The organism is Nocardia sp. NPDC003482 (assembly GCF_053588115.1).
The window spans coordinates 256,878-275,498 of the sequence record NZ_JBSFPI010000001.1 but is presented as its reverse complement, the minus strand read 5'-3'; the positions used below and the strand labels follow the sequence as shown (position 1 = coordinate 275,498).

The window sequence follows — 18,621 nt, the reverse complement described above, 5'->3', positions numbered from 1 at the left end:
CTGAGCAAAGTACCAACCCGACTCAGACAGGGACCACTCCGACACGCTGAGCAAGCCTACCCAGCTCGCCCGTCGTGAGATCTCGCCGCGCCGAACGCATCATGTGACCCACCAGCTCACGCACGTGCGTCATCTGTCTCACATGCTGAGGAGCCGCGTGCTCGGCCCGAAGCAGCGCGTACAACGAGTCCCGGTATTTGCGCTGCATCGCATACGCTCGCCCGATCTCGACGAAGTATTGCGCGCGCCGTCCCTCCGCGGGCAACTGGTCGGGCGACAGTGTGGGTGCGAGTTCGAGTACCTGCCCCGGCTCTCGCCGCTCCATCGCCGCGGACATCCGCCAGAGTGTGACGTTGGCCGAACCGAACGTCGGATTCCGCAGGATGGAGGTACCGATCTCCGCCTTCGGCAACCTCTTCGCTTGGGCGGTGGCCTCTGCGAGATGGGGCTCCGGATCTCCACCCAGCGCCGCAGTCACAAGCGACGCTTGAAGATGCAGCATTCCCAAGGTCTCGACCTCGCCGATCGTACGAGCGTCATTTCCGATCCGCTCGGCCATGCCCTCCGCGTGATCCAGGGCCGACACGAGCGAGCCGGGCCGCGCCAACAACACCTGACTTCGCGCGAAGGCGGTGGACGCGAGAGCCGCTGTGCCGCCGATGTTTTCGGCAGCTCGCTCGGCTTGCTGTGCGGCGGTCCACGAGAGCGCCGGATAGCCGCGAGCCTTCAGCGCCGCTGCCGTCGTGTGCGCGAGCGTCGCCATGATGTCCCAAGCGCGGTCACGGTCAGCACCTCGGGCATCACGCAGGCAGCGATACGTGTCATTCAGCAATGGAGCCAGCATCGGCCCCAGCGTGGCGTAGTCGCACGCGATTCGCAGGTTCGCCGCCCGTTTCGTCGCCGCCGCCAATTCATCGAGTGTGCGCGGCGGCCCGGTCGGAGTGGTGTTGCCCTCCGTCCACAAGGCGGTCTCGATGTCAGGCACGGACATATGGAACCCGGCGGCTGACGGATCGAGCCGATCCTGCTCATGGCCGGTGAGGTCCCCGACCGCGACCCCGAGCGCCTGCGCAAGTGCGTACAGCACGCGCCGTGAATCGACAGGCCGCTCGCCATTCTCGTACTTGGCGATCGCACCCCGGCTCAACCCCACCCGGTCCGCGAGGACCTGCTGGGAGATGCCGCGCCGGGCACGAATCACCCGCACGCGGCCGCCGATGTAGCGGCCTTCGTCGGGCTCAACTTCGGACATGCGCGCTCCCTGGACGATCTCCAAAACCCCATGCTAACGGCATTGTCCCGCTGTGGGACAGCGCGGGCGCTCCCAGCGCTCACCCTGACATCGGATCGTCGTCGGTCCAGGAAGTGCCACAGCGTTTGTCGACCACCCGATCTGTGACGCCCGGTCGATGAACCGCCCCGGCGGCGGACCTCCTTCTTCGACGAGTTGAGAGGACAGGGCATGAATTTCGGGGAATGGAATTTCGAGATACCCATAGCAGTCGGGTTGGTGCGGACCGATGTATCCGGACCCGACTACCAGCGACACGCGGAGATGATTCTGCAACACGCAGCACGCTCGGGATACCGCTACATGTACACCGCCCATCCCGGCAAGGACGATCCCGATCCGATCGGCTACGCGCTCGGACTGGCGTCCGGTTTCGATGCCGCCGCGTTGGTGATCTACGACTTGGCAACGGTCGACCACACGCCCAGCAGGGTCTGTGAATTGTTCGACCTCGAAACAGTGATCCCACCGGAGACATGGGCAGCGTCGATGCCGACCATCGCCGACCAGGCTCACGCACATCCGGAGAAGACGCCGACCGTTCTGGCCGCGCAACGGGCGATGCAACAACACATCAAATGCAGCACGCTCGAATGCGCCACGAAGGCCAGCGCCTACAGCGCCCTGGTCAGAGCCGGGAAGATCGTGCCTCCGGCTGACACCCAGCGCGATCGGGCCGCGGCGCGGGGAATCCGCTTCCGGCCGCGTACGAACGACGAGATCCGGCTATCGGATGGCGCAACGGTTCGCACTTCGCTCGATGCGCTGGGCGGTCTCGCGAACATTCGGACCCACGACTATGCCACGAGGCGGCACCTGAACCTCGGCACGGCCGGCTTGGCTCCGGGCACGAACATAAAAACGAAATAGGAGGGCTGCGGTGAGCTTCGCGGAACCTTCTGCAGCTCAACCCGTTTCACCTCTCCCGCACGAACCAGATGTCCTGATCCGCGTCCACATCAGTCTTCTGCGCGAGCAAGAACTGAGGTTTGTCGCCTGCGAGTCGGCCGCCCGCCGATTCGCTGACTGTTGGGTCGTTCACCACCCCTAGGACGCTGTTTCGTTCGAACCACCTGATCGAACGTGCCCGCGGCTCCCCTGCGAGCGGCTGTGGGCATTTCCGTGAAGACCCGGCTTGCACAAATGGACCGAAACCGTTGGGAGACACCATGTCCAGTGAGCTTGATCCGAACAGTAATCATCGACAGCTACCCCAGCTGAGCGTGGGGCAGCGCGCGACATTGCGATCGGAGCTGAAGGAGGTGATCGAGTACCGCAAGAGCGGACTGTCGATGAACTGGATCGTCGGTTGCCCCCTGGATTGCGGCTACTGCGTCCGCCACCTGTTCGACAACTTCGAAATGAAGGCACCGCGCGCCTTGACCACGGACCGCGAGGCCGCGCGAATGCTGCTGGAACACCACTATTTTCAGCCGCACGTGACTCCGATTCAGCTGCTGAACCGGGCTACGGACCCGATGCTGCCGCGGGTGAAACCGCACCTGTTCGCCATGCTGGGAATGCTCGACGCGCGGGGCCTCAGAAATCACGTGCTCGTCATCACTCGATGGCGCATCCAGTCGGAGGATTGCACGATCCTCAATTCCTTCAGCAACATTCGTCTCACTGTGCTCATCACCCACTCCGGCATCGATGACGAGCGAATCGAACCCGTCGACTCCACTATCGCAGCCACGTCCCTACGCGTCGCGTATGACCGCGCGGATCGCTACCGGGTGGTCCTGTACTGGCGGCCGATCGTTCCGGGTCTCAACGACAGCGATGCGCACTTCGCCCGCGCGTTCGAGCTGAGCCAGCATGCCCATGCGACAGTGTTCACCGGCTTGTTTTTCAAAGACCAGATTCGTGACTACTACCGTGCCAATGGCCTGCCCGAGCCCTACCTGGAAGGGGCGCGACGCAAGGTCTTTCCGGAAGCTCTCGAACGCCGGATCCTCACGGCGGCAGCACAGTACGCTAACAGACCGCCGTTGTTCCGTAAGACCTCATGCGCGGTCACCTACGCGCACGGCGTCGCCGATTACAACGGCCACTACGGTATCCGGGAGCTGTGCGACATCTGCCCGACGGCGCAGCTGCGACGCTGTGCCGCCGCCTGGCAACGTCCCGACACCGTCGAGGTCGGGCGCATGGCCGCTCAGCTGGGCGGGGAACTGGTGGAGATCAACGACCGAGCCATCGTCACCACCGGCCTGGACGAACAGCCGCGATACCTGATGCAACACAGCCTGGGCTACCAGGTCCACGATGTGACCAAACCCCATCACCTGCACCGACACGGCCGCGCCGAGATCGGCTGGCCCTCATCCGAGGAGACGCAGTGACCGCATCTGTCGATGTCCCCGCCGCCCTGCACGGTCAGCAACTCGCCGTCGTCGACGTCGAAGGCAACGGGCACAACCCACCGGAAATCATCGAGATCGCTGTCCTGCCGATCACCGACCTCACGGATCCCGCCAACATGCGAGCTTGGCTGATCCGCCCGCAGAACCCGATCTCCTCGATCGTCACGCGCAAGGTGCACGGCATCACCAACAGCGACGTCGCCGACTCCCCCACCTGGGAACAGGTGGCTCCGGAAATCCGGTCGGCCCTCGAGGGCCGAATCCTGGTGGCGCACAACGCGAAAGTCGAGAGCAGCGTCATAGGACGTCATCTGCCCGGCTGGGCTCCCCCGCTGGTCTTGGACACGCTTCGCCTGGCCAAGAAGGTCTGGCCCGGGTTGAGCGGTTACAGCCTCGACAAGCTCATCGAGTCTGCCAAGCTCGACATCACCGCTATTCAGACGCAGGGCTACCACCGCGCCGCCTACGACGCCTGGGCTGCATGGCAACTGCTGGCAAGGCTCACCACCGACAGCGGCTTTGCGTGGCCCGACTTGGTCGCCGCCGCCGCGACACCGGACTACGCGCCAGCGCCCGAACCGGAAGGCGGATTGTGGTGACCTCGAGTGAGACGTCAGAGGTGCAACGGCCCGTCAGTATCGCACTGGTTGGTTCTCACTCCACCGGAAAGACGACATTCATCAATACGCTCGCAGAACAACTGCGCGGCAGGCAGATCGACGTCGCGATCGTCAACGACCTCGGTCGACAAGCCCAAGATGCGGGACTGCCGATTCTGTACAACCACACTTGGGCCTCGACCTTGTGGGTCATCACCCGCGGTATCAGCCTCGAACTCGAGGCATGGACGAAAGCGGATGTCGTTCTCATCGACCGTGGCATCCCTGACGCGCTCGGCTACTACGAGGCCGCCCTCGCATACCGGGAACTGCGTCCGGACCAGCGTCGCCTCGAGTATCTCGACCAGCTCGTCAGTGACCACGTGCAGCACTACGACCTGATCCTCCGCACCGTACTCGATCCAACTGTGCCCCTGGGCGAAACCAAGCCCCGCGACACCGACCTCCGCTTTCGCCTACTGTGCGACAAATACGTTCACCGTGTCCTGCACCGGCTGAACATTCCACACGAGCAATTGCTGTTCAACAGTCACTCGCAGGCAATCGTCGAAACAATGGGACGGATCGAGGGCTGCCTGGTCGAGCCGCACGAAAGCTCGCCGGGAGGGCACCAATGAGCTGCCCGGAGCCGTCATTCTCCTGACCCTGCACGAACACCGATGATCGTCTTCGCGAAGGCTCGTCCGCAGGAACACCAAGAGCCCAAATAGAGCGAGACACAACACTATTGACCCGAAAGCTAGGAGACAATTATGCGCACCGTAGGTTCGACACTCGCCCGACGAACCCTGGGTCGCCGGTTGACCGAGTTCCGAAAGAAGGCCGAGATCAGCCAAGCCCGCGCCGCCAGCGTACTGGGCATCTCACCCCAGACCATGAGCCGCCTGGAGGAGGGCGTCTCCGTCCGCTCCGCCAGCGACCTCTACATGAACACCCTCTGCGACCGCTACGGCGTCTCCGACGAGAACCGCCGCACGATCCTCGCCCTCGCCCGCGAAGCCCGCACCGTCGCGAGATACGGCGGCGGCTGGTGGCGCCCCCACCTCGACCGCGGCCCCGACGATCTCGACCCCCGGACCGTATTGGACGCCGCCGCAACGCGACTCACCGCATGGTCGGTCATCCTCCTCCCCGCGATCGTCCGAACCCCCGACTACGTACGCGCCATGGCGTGGACGAGATTCCCCAACCTGCCCGGCGACCGGATCGAGAACTACATCGAGGAGACCACCAAACGGCAACGCCGCCTTGATGACCCGGGCTTCTCCATCGAAATCTTCCTCTCGGAAGCGGCAATTCGCGAGGAGTGGGGCGGCCCGACGGTCATGGCCGAACAGCGCAAGTACCTCGCCGAGATCGGCCAGCGCCCGAACGTCTCGATCCGCGTGATGCCCTTCAACTCCGGTAGCCGCATCGGCGCACTGGTCGGCTCATTCTCCCTACTCGAATTCCCACTCCTCACCCAAACCCGACTCACCGAACCGCCGATCGTCTACATCGAGGAACACGTCGGGAACCTCTATCTCGAACGCTCCGAGGAGGTCGCCTGCTACAAAGAGACGATCGCCGAGCTGAAGCGCACCGCCTTGAACGAAAGCGATTCCCGGACACTGCTTTTGGCAGTGTCCGAAGACACCGTGTAGCAGACGCAAGGGCGAACCGACCTGAACACCCTTGCCGCACAACGCCGAAAACGATCGGCGGGCCGAAGCCTGCCGATCGTCTCGGATCTACCGTGTCGTCACCGGCTGACCAGCGACCGCAGCGCGACGATGCTGTCGCGACGCTGGTAGGCGATCCAGGCGAACACCACCGACAGCACCAGCGGGAAGGGCGCGTAGGCGGGCGTGTCCAGCAGGAAGACGTTGAAGACCGCCGCCAGGAAGGTCAGGACGGACAGGCCGACGGCGGCCGCTCCGGTCAGCCGCGGCACGAGCAGGCCGATGCCGCCCGCGATCTCGCAGATGCCCACGAAGTACAGGAACCACACCGAGCCGATACCGGCCTCGCGCATGGCGGCCAAGTTCTCCTCGGGAACCATGTTGAGCACCTTCGGCATTCCCGAGGCGAAGACGAAGAAGAGGCCCAGGACGATCTGGAGTCCCCACAGGACGCGGTTGCGGACCTTGCCCGGGCGGACGGGGGCGGAAGTGGCGGTGGCGGCGATGGCGGTCATTGTTCTTTCCTTCAGGTCGGTCGCGCTGGTCGGTAGCGCGCTCACCTGATACGACGGCGGTCCCCGCGAGAACTCATCGCTCCCGCGAAAAATCTTTCCGCCAGCCGCTTCCCGCCGCCTGGACTACCGCTGCTGCTGCTCGTAGAACGCCCGGACGCGAGCGGCGCGACCGTCCCCGTCCAGCTCCACGACATCGAGCACCCGGTTCCCGTTCTCGCGCCGATAGAGCAGCGCGTACCCGCCCGGATTGGTCAGCAGCGCCTCCTCCACGAACGCCAACTCCGGCGCCAGCCGCAACCCCAACTCGAAGTGCTTGCGCAACTCGGCCTTTCCCCGCAGCCGCCCATCCGGCTTCCCCCACCGCTGCACCACCGTGGACGCACTGAAGTCCACATCATCGGCATAACACCCCATGATCGCGTCGAGATCATGAGCGTTCCAAGCCGCCAACCAGGCATCAGCGTGCGCACGAGCATCCACACCGCCATTATCCCGATCTTGTATCGCACCAGCCCAGCCGCACCCTTTCTTCGGATCCGCACCGCTTGCAGGGCCTTACAACGGGTGCGAATCCAAATAAAGGGTGCGGCTGGGTTGCCGCACACCTCGAAGGCAGCGATCAACACTTCATCCGAGGACTACATCTCCCGCCCGAACCACCGTCGCAAGGCAGGAACGAGACCTGAGGGATCCGAAGCTTCGGTGGCCCACGCCACGATCCCGTCAGGCCGCGCCAAAATGCCCGAAAGACGATGCGACTGAGCAGGTTTGACGCTCAAGACACGGACACGATCCGACCAAGGAGCCGCCGCCTCACGGACAGCCTCGGAGTCGCCGAAATCGAACAAAACCCCCCGCCCGTCCACGAAGTGCTCATTCGTCCGGCTGCCATCCGCGAGCCCCACATCCGGAACCGGCCTCCCGAGCAACACATCTCCCGCACCGAAGTCGTACCGATGCAGTACCCCGGCGACCTTCTTCCGCACCAGCGACGCACCGTCCGGCGTCGCGAGCAACTCCTCCGTCACCCGCCGCATGGCCCGGCTGTGCGGATCGGGCCGCATGATCGCGACCTGGGCACGGGTCCATTCCAATACCCACTCCCCGATCGGATGCCGTTCGGCCGTATACGAATCCAACAGATCCGGCGGCGCCCACCCGCCCACGACCGCGCCCAGCTTCCACCCCAGGTTCACCGCGTCCCCGATCCCCAGATTCAACCCCTGCCCGCCGAACGGCGAATGCACGTGCGCCGCGTCCCCGGCCAGCAGCACCCGCCCGCGCCGATAATTCGTCGCCTGGCGCGTATTGTCGGTGAACCGCGTCGCCGAATGCACCGCCGTGATCCGCACCGGCACCCCGGACACCTTGCGCAGACTCGCCTGCAACTCCGCGGCGGTGATCGGCGCGTTCCGATCGGCGGGCGGGCCGTCCACCTCGACCGTCAGGAACCTTCCCGGCGTCGGCCCGTACGCGAAGATCCCCTTGTCCGTACTGTGCCAGCCGAGCGGCAACTCCTCCGCCCCCGTCATCTCGACGACGGCCTGATGCCCGGTGATGAGCGGATCCACCCGGGGAACTCGAACCCCGCGAGCTTGCGCACGGTGCTGCGTCCGCCGTCGCACCCCACGAGCCAGCCCGCGCGAATCACCGTGTCCCCCAGCCAGATCGTCACGCAGTCGCTGTCATCGGTGAATCCGGTCAGCTCGACCCCGCGCCGGACCGGCACCCCCAATTCCTCGGCCCATTCGCCGAGAATGGTCTCGATTCCCTGCTGATTCACGAACCACGCCTCGCCGATCGGACCGGCTGTGTCGAATTCCTCCTCGTCGTCGGGAAAGAGAGTCATATCGAGGAAGATTCCGGCGAAATGTCCGGCGGGTCCCTTGTTTCCCCGGACGAGCGGGGCGGGCACGGCCCGGACCGCGGCGGCGATCCGCTCGACGGCCGTCCGATGGAAATGCTCGAGCCGCGGCAGCAGACCGCGCCGATAGAACGCCTGCGCCGTCGGCACATTGATCGCCCCGGCCTTGAGGGTCGGATCCGGTTCGGCCAACCGCTCGACCACCAGCACGCGCGCCCCGGCCAACCGCAGTTCGCACGCCAGCATCAGGCCCACCGGCCCGGCCCCGGCCACCACCACATCGAAATTCTCGGTCATGTCCCGACCGTGCCGATCGCCGGTTGCACACGCCTTGCACATATCTTGCGCCGCGCTGGTATGCCCGCGACAGCGACTGCAATCCGGCATCGGGTGCAAATCGGTCGGCGAAACCGGAACCGCGCGTTTATGTTCCGTGCCCGCTGGTAAATACCCGGTGGTTCGGTGATTTTTCCGCGTCCCGAGTACTACCGTATGGCCGAAATCCTTCCCCGACAGCTGCGGCGAAAGGCGGGCACGAATGACCGGGCCGTCCCCGTACGGCGAGCAGGACGACGCGTGGATGCCGCTCGCCGAGCGGTACGCCGACGCGGGTCCGATCCGATGGCGCGACCACTCGGTGTATCCGCTCTACAGCGAGCCGCTGGGGCCGGACCCGGTCGTCGTGACCCTGCGCCTGCGCGCTTCGGCCCCACCGGCCGGACTGCTGGGGCTCGGCATCGGGCTGTCGGTGCTGGGTGGGCATGTCGCCCTGGGGGATCGGCGGCTGCGCGGGGTCGACGTGTGGTCCGACGCCATGGCCTCGGGCATCGACCTCGCGCTGCATCCCGCCGGACCCGACGCCGCGTTCACCCTGACACCGGTGTGGATGGACGCCGGGGGCGTCACCGAATCCTGGACCGGCAACTACGGCATGCTCGTCGACCACACCCCGCGGGGCAGGCCGGTGCTGCGATGCAGTTCCGGGGTGGGCGCGCCGGACTTCGCCGAACTGGTCGTGGAGGTCGCCACCGCCGCGGCCCCGACCGACGAGACCCGCTACCGCGGCGCGCTCTACGACCTCGGGGTGGCCCTGCACGGGCGCGGCGACCTCGAGCAGGCGTGCGTGCTGTGGACCCAGGCCGCGGATTTCGGGCATCCGGGCGCGGCCTACGACCTCGGGGTGGTCAGCTTCCGCCGCGGCGACCTGTTCGAGGCCGAACGCTGGTGGCGCGCCGCCGCCGACAGCGGGGACGTGCGCGCCATGGCCGGACTCGCGGAAGTGCTGGTGCGCCAAGGCAATTGGAGCGAGGCGCAGGCGTGGCGCGCCTACGCCGGTCAGGACACGGTGAGGTCCGGCGGCCAGCCCAGCATCAGCCTGCCGCCGAGCACCACCGCCGCCAGCGACGCCGCCGCGAACACCAGCACCCACAGCACGCCGGGCAGTTTGGTGAGGTAGGCCAGCTGATCGGCGTCGGACCCGTCGCCGCGCATGTGCATCCGCTGGAGTTCGACGATCGTGCGCAGCCCGCCGAACAGCAGGAACCAGGCGACCGCGTAGCCGAACACGCCCTGCCACACCTCGTCGCCGTACCACGACACGGCGAAGACGATTGCGCCCGAACACAATACGGCCAGCAGCCCGAACAGGTTGCGCACCAACAGCAACAGCACGATCAGCGCCGCCGTCACCAGCCACAGCATGAGTGTCAGGCGGCCCGCGGCCAGCAGCGCCGCGCAGCCCAGGCCCAGGGCCGAGGGCGCGGGATACCCGGCCATGGTCGTCAGGATCATGCCGAGGCCGTAGGGCTTTCCGCGCGAGATCGTCACGCCGGAGGTGTCGGAGTGCAGGCGGATACTGCTCAGGGTGCGGCCCGTCGCCACCGCGACCACCGCGTGCCCGAGCTCGTGCGCGATCGTCACCGCCGTGCGCAGCACCCGCCACACCGGCGGGAAGCCCACCGCGACGAGCGCGGCCGCGGCCGTCGCGAGGATCACCCACGGCGGCGGCTGCGGCGAGACCAGGGTCAGTTTGTCGGTCACCGACGAAACCGTTTGCGCCGCAGTCATTTCCGCGTCAGGGCGGTCGTGGTGTCCTGGTCCTGGAAGTTCTCGATGTACCAGTTCGGGTAGACCGGGGCGGGCGGCATCGCGGCGTCGAGGTCGGCGATCTCGTCGGCGGTCAGGGTCAGCTCGGCCGCGCCGAGGGTGTCGTCGAGTTGCGGCAGTTTGGTGGCGCCCAGCAGGACGCTGGTGACCGCGTCCTTGGCGAGCAGCCAGGCGATGGCCACCTGGGCGACCGTCGCCGCGTGGTTGTCGGCGATCGCGCGCATGCGGTCGACGAGGGCGAAGCCCTGTTCCCTGTCGAATTGCAGGATGTCGAAGCCCGCCAGGCGGTTGTCCGGGTCGCGCAGGGCCTCGCGGGTGTACTTGCCGGAGAGGAAGCCGCTGGCCAGCGGGCTCCAGACGGTCAGGCCGAGGCCATAGCGGGCCATCATCGGGAGCACGTCGCGTTCGATGTCGCGGCCGACGAGGGAGTAGTTCATCTGGCCGTGGGTGAACGGGGCCCAGCCGTTGGCGCGCTGAATCTCCATGGCGGCGGCCACCTTCCACGCCGACCAGTTCGAGAATCCCAGGTAGCGTGCGCGTCCCGAGCGGACCACCTCGTCCAGCGCCGCGAGGGTCTCCTCCAGCGGGGTGAACGGATCCTCGCGGTGGACGATGTACACGTCGACCCAGTCGGTGCCCAGCCGCCGCAGGCTGGCGTCGATCGACCAGAGGATGTGCCGCCGCGACAAACCCGAGCGGGTGATGGGGTCGCCGGTGCGGAAACCGACCTTCGTCGCGATCACCACGTCGTCGCGGTGCGGCCGAAGTGCCTGCCCCAGTAGGGTTTCCGACTCCCCGCCCGCGTACCCGTCCGCGGTGTCGAAGAAGTTCACCCCCGCCGCGAGCGAGCGCTCCACCAGCTCGCTCGCCAACTCCGCCCCCACCTTGTACACCGCCCCGATGTCCTTGTTCCCCGCGGTGAACGTCATGGCCCCGAACGCGAGTCGCGACACGACGAGCCCGGTGTTACCCAGCGTTGCGTACTGCATGCCCACGACCTTAACGGGCCGGGCGGCACGATCCGATCTCGGTTTCCCGGGCCGCTCGGGCACGTTCGAGCCAACCGGCGCGCGTTACCCGGTCCCGGTACGGGAACCTCGAGCCATCCGGCACGCGTCACCCCGTTCCCGCACGGAAACCTCGAGCCACCTGGCGCACGTCACCCCGGTCCCGGTTTCCCTGGCTGCTCGGGCACGCTCGATTTCCTCATCTGATAGATGAACTCGTTTGGAGCGCCCGCGCGAGCGTCGCGCGTTACCTGGTGCCCGCACGCAAACCCTCGAGCCACCCCGCGCGCGTTACCCGGTTCCCCCACGGAAACCGTAGGCTAACCGCACGATATGCCGGGATCGGCCCGGCCGAGGATGTGCGAGGAGACCGTTCGATGAGGATCGGCCGCTGGCCCGCTGTGACCGTTGCCGCTCTGGCCGTCGGGGCGGGGTTGCTCGGCGGGTGCACGGATGTGAAGCAGGCGCTCAACAAGGGTGGGGATACGCCGTGCAGTGAGTACGTGAAGCAGGATCAGGACACCAAGCGGATGACGGTCACCAAATTCGTCAAGCAGCAGACGAAGGACGACCACGAGCCGCCGGGCACGACGGTCGACGCGACATTGGTGGCGGTCGACTTCCTGTGCGGCACGCAGCGGAACGTGGACACACCGATCAAGAACGCGGACGTGGCGGGGATCTTCTTCAACAAGTGATCCCCGCCGGAGGCGTCAACTCTTCAACAGCTCGATGACCGGCGCGAACTTGTCCATATTGTGTTCCAGCACGGTGATATAGCCGATCCCGTACCGCTCACGGCGTTCCCGCAGGCTTTCGGCCATCTCGGCGGGGCTGCCGATGAGCAGGGTGGGGAACTCCTCGAGGGGTTCGGTGTTGTCCTCGGCGAGATTCGAGGCGATGCTCTCGGCCAGCTCCGCGCGCGCCGACGCGGGCTCGACCGCCTGGATGAGGATGTTGAATTCCGGTGTGTCCGAACGGTTCTCGAGCAGCCCGCGCACGTAGTCGATGCGTTCGGCGAACGCCTTCGGCCCGGCCAGCACGACCTTGCCGGAGTCGGTGGTGCCGCCGCCGGTGAACGCGATGACATCGGCGTGCTCGGCCGCCACCCGCAGCAACCGGTTGCCCGCGCCCGCGATGAGCAGGGTTGGCCCGCCCGCCTGCGCCGGACGAGGCCGGTACTCGGGATCGGCGAACAGCCGCTTCAGCGTGGTCACGGTCGCGGCGACCGCGTCGACCCGCTGCCCCGGGCTCGGGAACGGGATGCCCGCCGCCTCGAATTCGGCCCGTACGTAACCCGCACCCAGCCCGAGCTCGACCCGGCCGTCGCTGAGCTGATCCACCGTCGCCACATCCCGCGCCAGCAGAACAGGATTGTAGAAGGGCGCGTTGAGCACGAAGGTGTTCAGCCGCACCCGCTCGGTGGCCTCGGCCGCGAGCAGCATGGCGGGCACCGGGGCGGGCAGCCCTAGATGATCGGCCACCCCCACCACGTCGTATCCGAGCGCCTCGGCCTTGCGGCACTTGCCGATCCACTCCGCCCGCGACTCGGACGCCACCATGTTTACCCCGAAACGAAACCCATCGCTCATGCCCTCTGTCTAGCAAAGATCGACCGCCGCGCCCACCGATATCCCCCGTGCACACGAACACACCCTCAGCGTCCAGCGATCCGCACCTCAGCACAGCGCAAGGGCACCGGCAATCCACCCCACACTCCCCATCATTGGGCAATGATGGAAGCACGCAGGGACAACGTCGACGTCGAGGTAGTTCGCGATGGCACAGATCAGCTCCCTGTCCCAGCGGCGGGCCGCGCTGGAACAGGAATGGATCCGTTGGGCGGCCAATCGGGCCGTGCCCGGCGACACCCTGTTGCGCAGCGAGGTCGTGCAGTCGTGGCGGCGGTCGTTGCCGACCGTGGATCCGGAGCGGCCGGCCGCGCCCGCGGACGACGTCGAGCTCGGGGCGCGGTGGGCGCGGTCGCCGCTGCACGCGCCGATCGCCGAGCTGTCGGGGGAATTGCGGTCCATCGCAAGCGATTCCGGGTTCGTCGCGGCGGTGACCGATGAGCGCGGGACGATCCTGTGGTCGTGCGGGGGCCGGGTCATGCGGCGGCGCGCGGAGGCGGTGAACTTCGCGCCGGGCGGCCGCTGGGACGAGACGAACATGGGCACCAACGCGCTGTCGCTCGCGCTGCGGACCGGGCGGCCGAGCACGGTGTTCTCCGCCGAACATCTCGTGGCCGCGCTGCACGGCTGGGTCTGCTACTGCGCCCCGATCCACGCCCCGGACGGCACCCGCCTGGGCGTGCTGGACCTGTCGACCACCTGGGACCGCTCGCATCCCCTCGCCATGTCCACCGTGCGAGCCCTGGTCTCGGCGATCGAATCCCGATTACCCGCCGACGCGCCCGAGGCCGCGTCGACCCTGCGCCTGGAATGCCTCGGCACCGCGACCCTCACCCGCGCGGGCGCGCCGATTCATTTGCGCCCCAGGCAGATCGAGATCCTGACCCTGCTGGCCCTCGAACCCGACGGTTACACCCCGCAGCGCTTGCGGGCCGCCGTCTACGGCGACCGGCCCGTCTCCAGCGCCACCCTCAAGGCCGACGTCTCCCATCTGCGCCGCGCCACCGGCGGTGACATCACCAGCCGCCGCTACCTACTGACCCGCCCCCTCGCCTGCGACGCGGTCGAGATGATCGCCGCCCTCGACGTCGGGGACCTCGCGACCGCGCTGCGGTTGTACGCGGGACCGCTGCTGCCGCAATCGGATACGCCCGGCATCGTCGAATGGCGCGAGTACCTGCTGGTCGCGCTGCGCACCGCGGTGCTCACCGGCGGATCCGCCGCGCAGCTGGTCGAATTCGGCGCTCGCTGCCCCGACGACGCGGAGATCCATCAGCGCGCGCTGCGCCTGCTGCCCGCGGGGGATCCGCGCCGGGCGCTGGTGGCCGCGCGGCTGCATACCGCGCTGCGCTGAGCCGCCAACCGTTCGCCAACCCCGCCGGTCCACAGTGACGCCCGTCACCACGGAACGAACGGGAGCCCGCACATGATCTACGCCAAACCCGGCACCGACGGCAGCATCGTCGAATTCGCCCGGCGCTACGACAATTTCATCGGCGGCGACTGGAAGGCGCCCGTCGAGGGCCGCTACTTCGAGAACCCCTCCCCCGTCGACGGCGAAACCTTCTGCGAGGTCGCGCGTTCCACCGGAGCCGACATCGATGTCGCCCTCGACGCCGCGCACGCCGCCGCCGACTCCTGGGGCGCCACCGCGCCCGCCGAACGCGCCAATCTGCTCAACAAGATCGCCGACCGGATCGAGGCGAATCTGGAACGGCTCGCGGTCGCCGAGACCTGGGAGAACGGCAAGCCGGTCCGGGAGACCCTGGCCGCGGATATTCCGTTGGCGGTGGACCACTTCCGCTATTTCGCGGGCGCGCTGCGGGCGCAGGAGGGCGCGATCTCCCAGATCGACGCCGACACCGTCGCCTACCACTTCCACGAACCGCTCGGCGTGGTCGGGCAGATCATCCCGTGGAACTTCCCGATCCTCATGGCCACCTGGAAGCTCGCGCCCGCGTTGGCGGCGGGCAACTGCGTGGTCATCAAGCCCGCCGAGCAGACCCCGGCCTCGCTGCTGCTGGTTGTCGAGCTGATCGCGGATCTGCTGCCGCCGGGAGTTCTCAACGTGGTCAACGGTTTCGGCGTGGAGGCCGGGAAGCCGCTGGCGTCGAGCCCGCGGGTGGCGAAGGTCGCCTTCACCGGGGAGACCACCACGGGCCGGTTGATCATGCAGTACGCCAGCGAGAACATCGTGCCCGTCACCCTCGAACTGGGCGGCAAGAGCCCCAACATCTTCCTGCCCGACGTGGCGGCCGCCGACGACGAATTCCTGGACAAGGCCGTCGAGGGTTTCGTGATGTTCGCGCTGAATCAGGGCGAGGTGTGCACGTGTCCCTCACGCGCGCTGGTGCATTCGTCGATCTACGACGAGTTCCTCGCCCGCTGCATCGCCCGCACCCGCGCCATCACCGGCGGCAATCCGCTCGACGACGCGACGATGATCGGCGCGCAGGCGTCCAACGACCAGTACGAGAAGATCCTGTCCTACATCGATATCGGCCGCAAGGAGGGGGCGAAGATCCTCACCGGCGGCGAAACGCGCAAGGTCGACGCGTTCCCGAACGGCTACTACATCGAGCCGACGATCTTCGAGGGCCGCAACGACATGCGCATCTTCCAGGAGGAGATCTTCGGGCCGGTGGTCTCGGTGACGCGGTTCGACAGCGTGGACGAGGCGGTGAAGATCGCCAACGACACCCTCTACGGACTCGGCGCGGGCGTGTGGACCCGCGATATGAACACCGCCTACCGGCTCGGCCGCGCGATCAAGGCGGGCCGGGTGTGGACCAACTGCTACCACGCCTACCCCGCGCACGCGGCCTTCGGCGGCTACAAGAAGTCCGGCATCGGCCGCGAGAACCACGCCATGATGCTCGACCATTACCAGCAGACCAAGAATCTGCTGGTCAGTTATTCACCGACCAAGCTCGGGTTCTTCTGATGACGTCCGCTCCCACCCACCGCATCGATATCACGCGGGAGGCGGCTCACCTCCTGGCGGACCTCATCGCCCGGCACGGCCCGGTCATGTTCCATCAATCGGGCGGCTGCTGCGACGGCAGTGCGCCGATGTGCTATCCGCGCGGCGAATTCCGGGTGGGCGCGGCGGATGTGCTGCTCGGGAATCTCCCCGGGGATACGCCGTTCTGGATGAGCGCCGATCAGTTCGAGTACTGGCGGCACACGCATCTGACCGTGGACGTGGTGCGCGGACGCGGCAGCGGGTTCTCCCTCGAGGCGCCCGAGGGGATGCGGTTCCTGATCCGGTCGCGGCTGCTCACCGACGCGGAGGTCGAGCGGCTGGCCGCCGATCCACCCCCTACCGGTGACCAGGTCGGGGGTTCTACGGTCGGTCCATGAGCGGTACAACGATCCCTCTGGTCCTCGCCGTCGGTGCGGCAACGCTTTTCGCGGTGTCGTGCGCCGACTCGCACTCGCGCGGATCGGAGACCACGAGCACGGCGGCCCGGGTGGAGGCGACCATCCCCCCGGGCCGCCGGATCTCGGTGACCAGCACGGCGTTCACCGAGGGCGCGCGGCTGCCCGACGAGTACACCTGCGCCGGGAAATCCGAAGTGCCGCCGCTGGATTGGACGGTCCCGCCCGACACCGCGACATTCGCCCTCATCGTCGACGATCCCGATGCCCCCGACGGCGTGTTCACCCACTGGGTCGTGACCGACCTGCCGATCACGACCACCGCCGTGGGCCCGGACCACCCGCTGACCACCGGCACGGTCCTGCCCAACAGCACCGACCGCCCCGACTACGCCGCCCCCTGCCCACCCCCGGGCACCGGCCCACACCACTATCGCTTCACCGTCTACGCCCTGCCCCACCCGTTGTCGCTTGCGCCGCAGACGAATTCGGATCAGGCCCGGATCGCCGTCGAGCAGACCGCGACCGCGCAGGGCCGCATCACGGCGACCTACGCCCGCTGACCCGGCTCACCGCCCCGGCAGGAACCGGATCGCCCGGGCCACCGTCATCAGGAACGGCTGCCAGCGGCTCTGCGGGATGCCGTAGGGCGCATCGAGATTCAGGAAGCGGGTGACGACGATGGACTGGGGTTCGGTGAACTTCAGCAGGCCGTCGGGGCCGTGGCGGCGGCCGACGCCGGAGATGCCCATGCCGCCCATCGGGGCGCCGGTGCTGCCCCAGGCGGGGGCGTAGCCCTCGTCGACGCAGACGGTTCCGGCGTGCAGGCGTTCGGCGATGCGCTCGCCCTCGGCCTTGGACCCCGCCCACACGCTGGCGTTGAGGCCGTAGGCGGTGTCGTTGGCGCGGGTGATCGCCTCCTCGACGTCGGCGACGGGGTAGATCGACACCAGCGGGCCGAAAGTCTCCTCGCGGCCGCACTCCATCTCGTCGGTCACCTCCGACAGCACGGTCGGCTCGAAGAACAGCGGGCCGAGATCGGGCCGGGCGTTGCCGCCCGCGAGCACCTTGGCGCCCTTGGAGGTGGCGTCGGCGACGTGTTTGGCGACGGTCTCGAGCTGGGCCTCGGAGATCAGGCTGCCGATATCGGCCGAATAGTCGTAGGCCGCACCGAGTTTCGCCGCCCGCACCGCGGCCACGAACTTGTCGGTGAACGCGGCGGCCACCTCGCGTTCCACGTACAGCCGCTCGATCGAGATGCACAGCTGCCCGGCGTTCGAGAAACACGCCCGCACAGCGGCTTTGGCGGCCTTGTCCAGATTCGCGCCGCGGGTCACGATCATCGGGTTCTTACCGCCCAGTTCGGCGGAGAAGCCGATCAGCCGCCGCCCGCACTGCTCGGCCAGCGTGCGGCCGGTCGCCGAGGAGCCGGTGAACATCAGGTAGTCGCACGCCTCGACGATGGCCGTGCCGACCACCCCGCCGGGCCCGGGCACCACCTGCAACAGCCCCTCCGGCAGCCCGGCTCGGCGCAGCAGGTCGACATTGGCCAGCGACGAGTAGGGGGTCTGGCTGTCCGGCTTCACGATCACCGCGTTGCCCGCCGCGAGCGCGGGCAGCGAATCGCCGATCGAGAGCAGCATCGGATAATTCCACGGCGCGATGACGCCGACCACACCCTTGGGCTGGTGATACACCGCGGTCCGGTTGAGCACCGGGAACGCGCCCGCCACGTGCTGCGGAGCGAGCAGTTTCGGCGTCACCCGGGCGAAGTAGCGGGCGGCGAAGATCAGGCCCATGACCTCTTCCTGGGCCGCCCACCGCGCCTTACCGGTCTCGGCCTGGATGACGTCCATGAGGTACTCGCGCTCGGCGACGACCAGCGCCCGGTAGCGCTCCAGCACCGCGGCCCGCTCCTTGGGCGCGCGGGCGGCCCAATCCGCCTGTGCCGCACGGGCCTTGGTGAACGCGGCCGTCACGTCCTCGGCCGTGCCGACCGGCACCTCGCCGAGCGCCCGCCCGGTGAAGACCTCGTTGATCGTGCGGCTCGCGTGCTCGCGGGCGCCGTCGACCGTCGCGTAGCCCCGCAGACGCTCGAACACCGTGGCTTCGGGCACCGGCATGTCGCCTCCTACTTGTGAGTAACCGTGGGATACAGACAATCTACCCCCGCGAAGGA

At 67.5% G+C, this 18,621-nt stretch carries 19 protein-coding genes and 1 pseudogene; 11 read left to right on the top strand and 9 right to left on the bottom strand.

The genetic code is table 11. From position 1 onward, the window contains the following. Positions 1–22: 22 nt before the first annotated feature. The gene (locus tag ACWDSJ_RS01320; RefSeq protein WP_450028686.1) at positions 23–1,252 is read right to left on the bottom strand and encodes a helix-turn-helix domain-containing protein; all 1,230 of its coding nucleotides are present in this window, start codon (positions 1,250–1,252) and stop codon (positions 23–25) included. Positions 1,253–1,462: 210 nt separating this feature from the next. Here ACWDSJ_RS01320 and ACWDSJ_RS01315 point away from each other — a divergent pair, with 210 nt between their 5' ends. The 5 genes from ACWDSJ_RS01315 (at position 1,463) to ACWDSJ_RS01295 (ending at position 5,920) form a co-directional block, all read left to right on the top strand. Then, entirely contained in the window at positions 1,463–2,161 is a 699-nt protein-coding gene (locus tag ACWDSJ_RS01315; protein ID WP_450028685.1) for a hypothetical protein, read from the top strand. 299 nt (positions 2,162–2,460) lie between these two features. Further along, positions 2,461–3,636 carry a radical SAM protein gene (locus tag ACWDSJ_RS01310; RefSeq protein ID WP_450028684.1) on the top strand — a complete coding sequence of 392 codons (1,176 nt, stop codon included), beginning with the start codon at positions 2,461–2,463 and terminating at the stop codon, positions 3,634–3,636. Next, entirely contained in the window at positions 3,633–4,256 is a 624-nt protein-coding gene (locus ACWDSJ_RS01305; RefSeq protein ID WP_450028683.1) for a 3'-5' exonuclease, read from the top strand. Before ACWDSJ_RS01310 ends, ACWDSJ_RS01305 begins: the two co-directional genes overlap by 4 nt. Then, positions 4,253–4,894, top strand: coding sequence for an AAA family ATPase (locus tag ACWDSJ_RS01300; RefSeq protein WP_450028682.1), 642 nt, complete (start codon positions 4,253–4,255; stop codon positions 4,892–4,894). The genes ACWDSJ_RS01305 and ACWDSJ_RS01300 overlap by 4 nt, the downstream gene beginning before the upstream one ends. A 183-nt stretch (positions 4,895–5,077) precedes the next feature. Next, the gene (locus ACWDSJ_RS01295) at positions 5,078–5,920 is read left to right on the top strand and encodes a helix-turn-helix domain-containing protein (protein ID WP_450028681.1); all 843 of its coding nucleotides are present in this window, start codon (positions 5,078–5,080) and stop codon (positions 5,918–5,920) included. A gap of 98 nt (positions 5,921–6,018) precedes the next feature. On the opposite strand, the gene ACWDSJ_RS01290 is transcribed toward ACWDSJ_RS01295, so the two are convergent. The 4 genes from ACWDSJ_RS01290 to ACWDSJ_RS01275 all read right to left on the bottom strand — a co-directional run bounded on the left by ACWDSJ_RS01290 (position 6,019) and on the right by ACWDSJ_RS01275 (position 8,614). After that, entirely contained in the window at positions 6,019–6,453 is a 435-nt protein-coding gene (locus ACWDSJ_RS01290; RefSeq protein ID WP_450028680.1) for a DoxX family protein, read from the bottom strand. Between the two features lie 123 nt (positions 6,454–6,576). Then, on the bottom strand, positions 6,577–6,933 hold the full coding sequence (locus ACWDSJ_RS01285; RefSeq protein ID WP_450028679.1) for a nuclear transport factor 2 family protein: 357 nt from the start codon (positions 6,931–6,933) through the stop codon (positions 6,577–6,579). A gap of 158 nt (positions 6,934–7,091) precedes the next feature. Then, a complete protein-coding gene (locus ACWDSJ_RS01280) occupies positions 7,092–8,024 on the bottom strand; it encodes an FAD-dependent monooxygenase (RefSeq protein WP_450028678.1) in 933 nt (310 codons plus the stop codon). Further along, positions 7,982–8,614, bottom strand: coding sequence for an FAD-dependent monooxygenase (locus ACWDSJ_RS01275; RefSeq protein WP_450028677.1), 633 nt, complete (start codon positions 8,612–8,614; stop codon positions 7,982–7,984). The genes ACWDSJ_RS01280 and ACWDSJ_RS01275 overlap by 43 nt, the downstream gene beginning before the upstream one ends. A gap of 241 nt (positions 8,615–8,855) precedes the next feature. Between ACWDSJ_RS01275 and ACWDSJ_RS01270 the strand changes: the two are divergent. Beyond that, a pseudogene (locus ACWDSJ_RS01270) lies at positions 8,856–9,632 on the top strand (tetratricopeptide repeat protein); the annotation flags it as partial. 20 nt (positions 9,633–9,652) lie between these two features. Here the strand turns inward: ACWDSJ_RS01270 and ACWDSJ_RS01265 are convergent. Further along, positions 9,653–10,357: a M50 family metallopeptidase gene (locus tag ACWDSJ_RS01265; protein WP_450028676.1), complete on the bottom strand. Its 705-nt coding sequence runs from the start codon at positions 10,355–10,357 to the stop codon at positions 9,653–9,655. Between the two features lie 23 nt (positions 10,358–10,380). Further along, positions 10,381–11,412 carry an aldo/keto reductase gene (locus tag ACWDSJ_RS01260; RefSeq protein ID WP_450028675.1) on the bottom strand — a complete coding sequence of 344 codons (1,032 nt, stop codon included), beginning with the start codon at positions 11,410–11,412 and terminating at the stop codon, positions 10,381–10,383. Between the two features lie 395 nt (positions 11,413–11,807). On the opposite strand from ACWDSJ_RS01260, the gene ACWDSJ_RS01255 reads away from it, so the two are divergent. Further along, a complete protein-coding gene (locus tag ACWDSJ_RS01255; RefSeq protein ID WP_450028674.1) occupies positions 11,808–12,128 on the top strand; it encodes a hypothetical protein in 321 nt (106 codons plus the stop codon). A gap of 15 nt (positions 12,129–12,143) precedes the next feature. On the opposite strand, the gene ACWDSJ_RS01250 is transcribed toward ACWDSJ_RS01255, so the two are convergent. Beyond that, on the bottom strand, positions 12,144–13,022 hold the full coding sequence (locus ACWDSJ_RS01250; RefSeq protein ID WP_450028673.1) for a TIGR03621 family F420-dependent LLM class oxidoreductase: 879 nt from the start codon (positions 13,020–13,022) through the stop codon (positions 12,144–12,146). Between the two features lie 187 nt (positions 13,023–13,209). Here ACWDSJ_RS01250 and ACWDSJ_RS01245 point away from each other — a divergent pair, with 187 nt between their 5' ends. The 4 genes from ACWDSJ_RS01245 to ACWDSJ_RS01230 all read left to right on the top strand — a co-directional run bounded on the left by ACWDSJ_RS01245 (position 13,210) and on the right by ACWDSJ_RS01230 (position 17,005). Next, positions 13,210–14,415, top strand: coding sequence for a transcriptional regulator (locus ACWDSJ_RS01245; RefSeq protein ID WP_450028672.1), 1,206 nt, complete (start codon positions 13,210–13,212; stop codon positions 14,413–14,415). 72 nt (positions 14,416–14,487) lie between these two features. Further along, complete coding sequence (gene exaC, locus ACWDSJ_RS01240) at positions 14,488–16,005, top strand: acetaldehyde dehydrogenase ExaC (RefSeq protein ID WP_450028671.1); 1,518 nt, start codon at positions 14,488–14,490, stop codon at positions 16,003–16,005. Continuing rightward, positions 16,005–16,424: a DUF779 domain-containing protein gene (locus tag ACWDSJ_RS01235; protein ID WP_450028670.1), complete on the top strand. Its 420-nt coding sequence runs from the start codon at positions 16,005–16,007 to the stop codon at positions 16,422–16,424. The genes exaC and ACWDSJ_RS01235 overlap by 1 nt, the downstream gene beginning before the upstream one ends. Then, positions 16,421–17,005 carry a YbhB/YbcL family Raf kinase inhibitor-like protein gene (locus ACWDSJ_RS01230; RefSeq protein WP_387357459.1) on the top strand — a complete coding sequence of 195 codons (585 nt, stop codon included), beginning with the start codon at positions 16,421–16,423 and terminating at the stop codon, positions 17,003–17,005. The genes ACWDSJ_RS01235 and ACWDSJ_RS01230 overlap by 4 nt, the downstream gene beginning before the upstream one ends. A gap of 6 nt (positions 17,006–17,011) precedes the next feature. Here ACWDSJ_RS01230 and ACWDSJ_RS01225 read toward each other — a convergent pair whose 3' ends face one another. Next, positions 17,012–18,565, bottom strand: coding sequence for a succinic semialdehyde dehydrogenase (locus ACWDSJ_RS01225; RefSeq protein WP_450028669.1), 1,554 nt, complete (start codon positions 18,563–18,565; stop codon positions 17,012–17,014). Between the last annotated feature and the right edge of the window lie 56 nt (positions 18,566–18,621).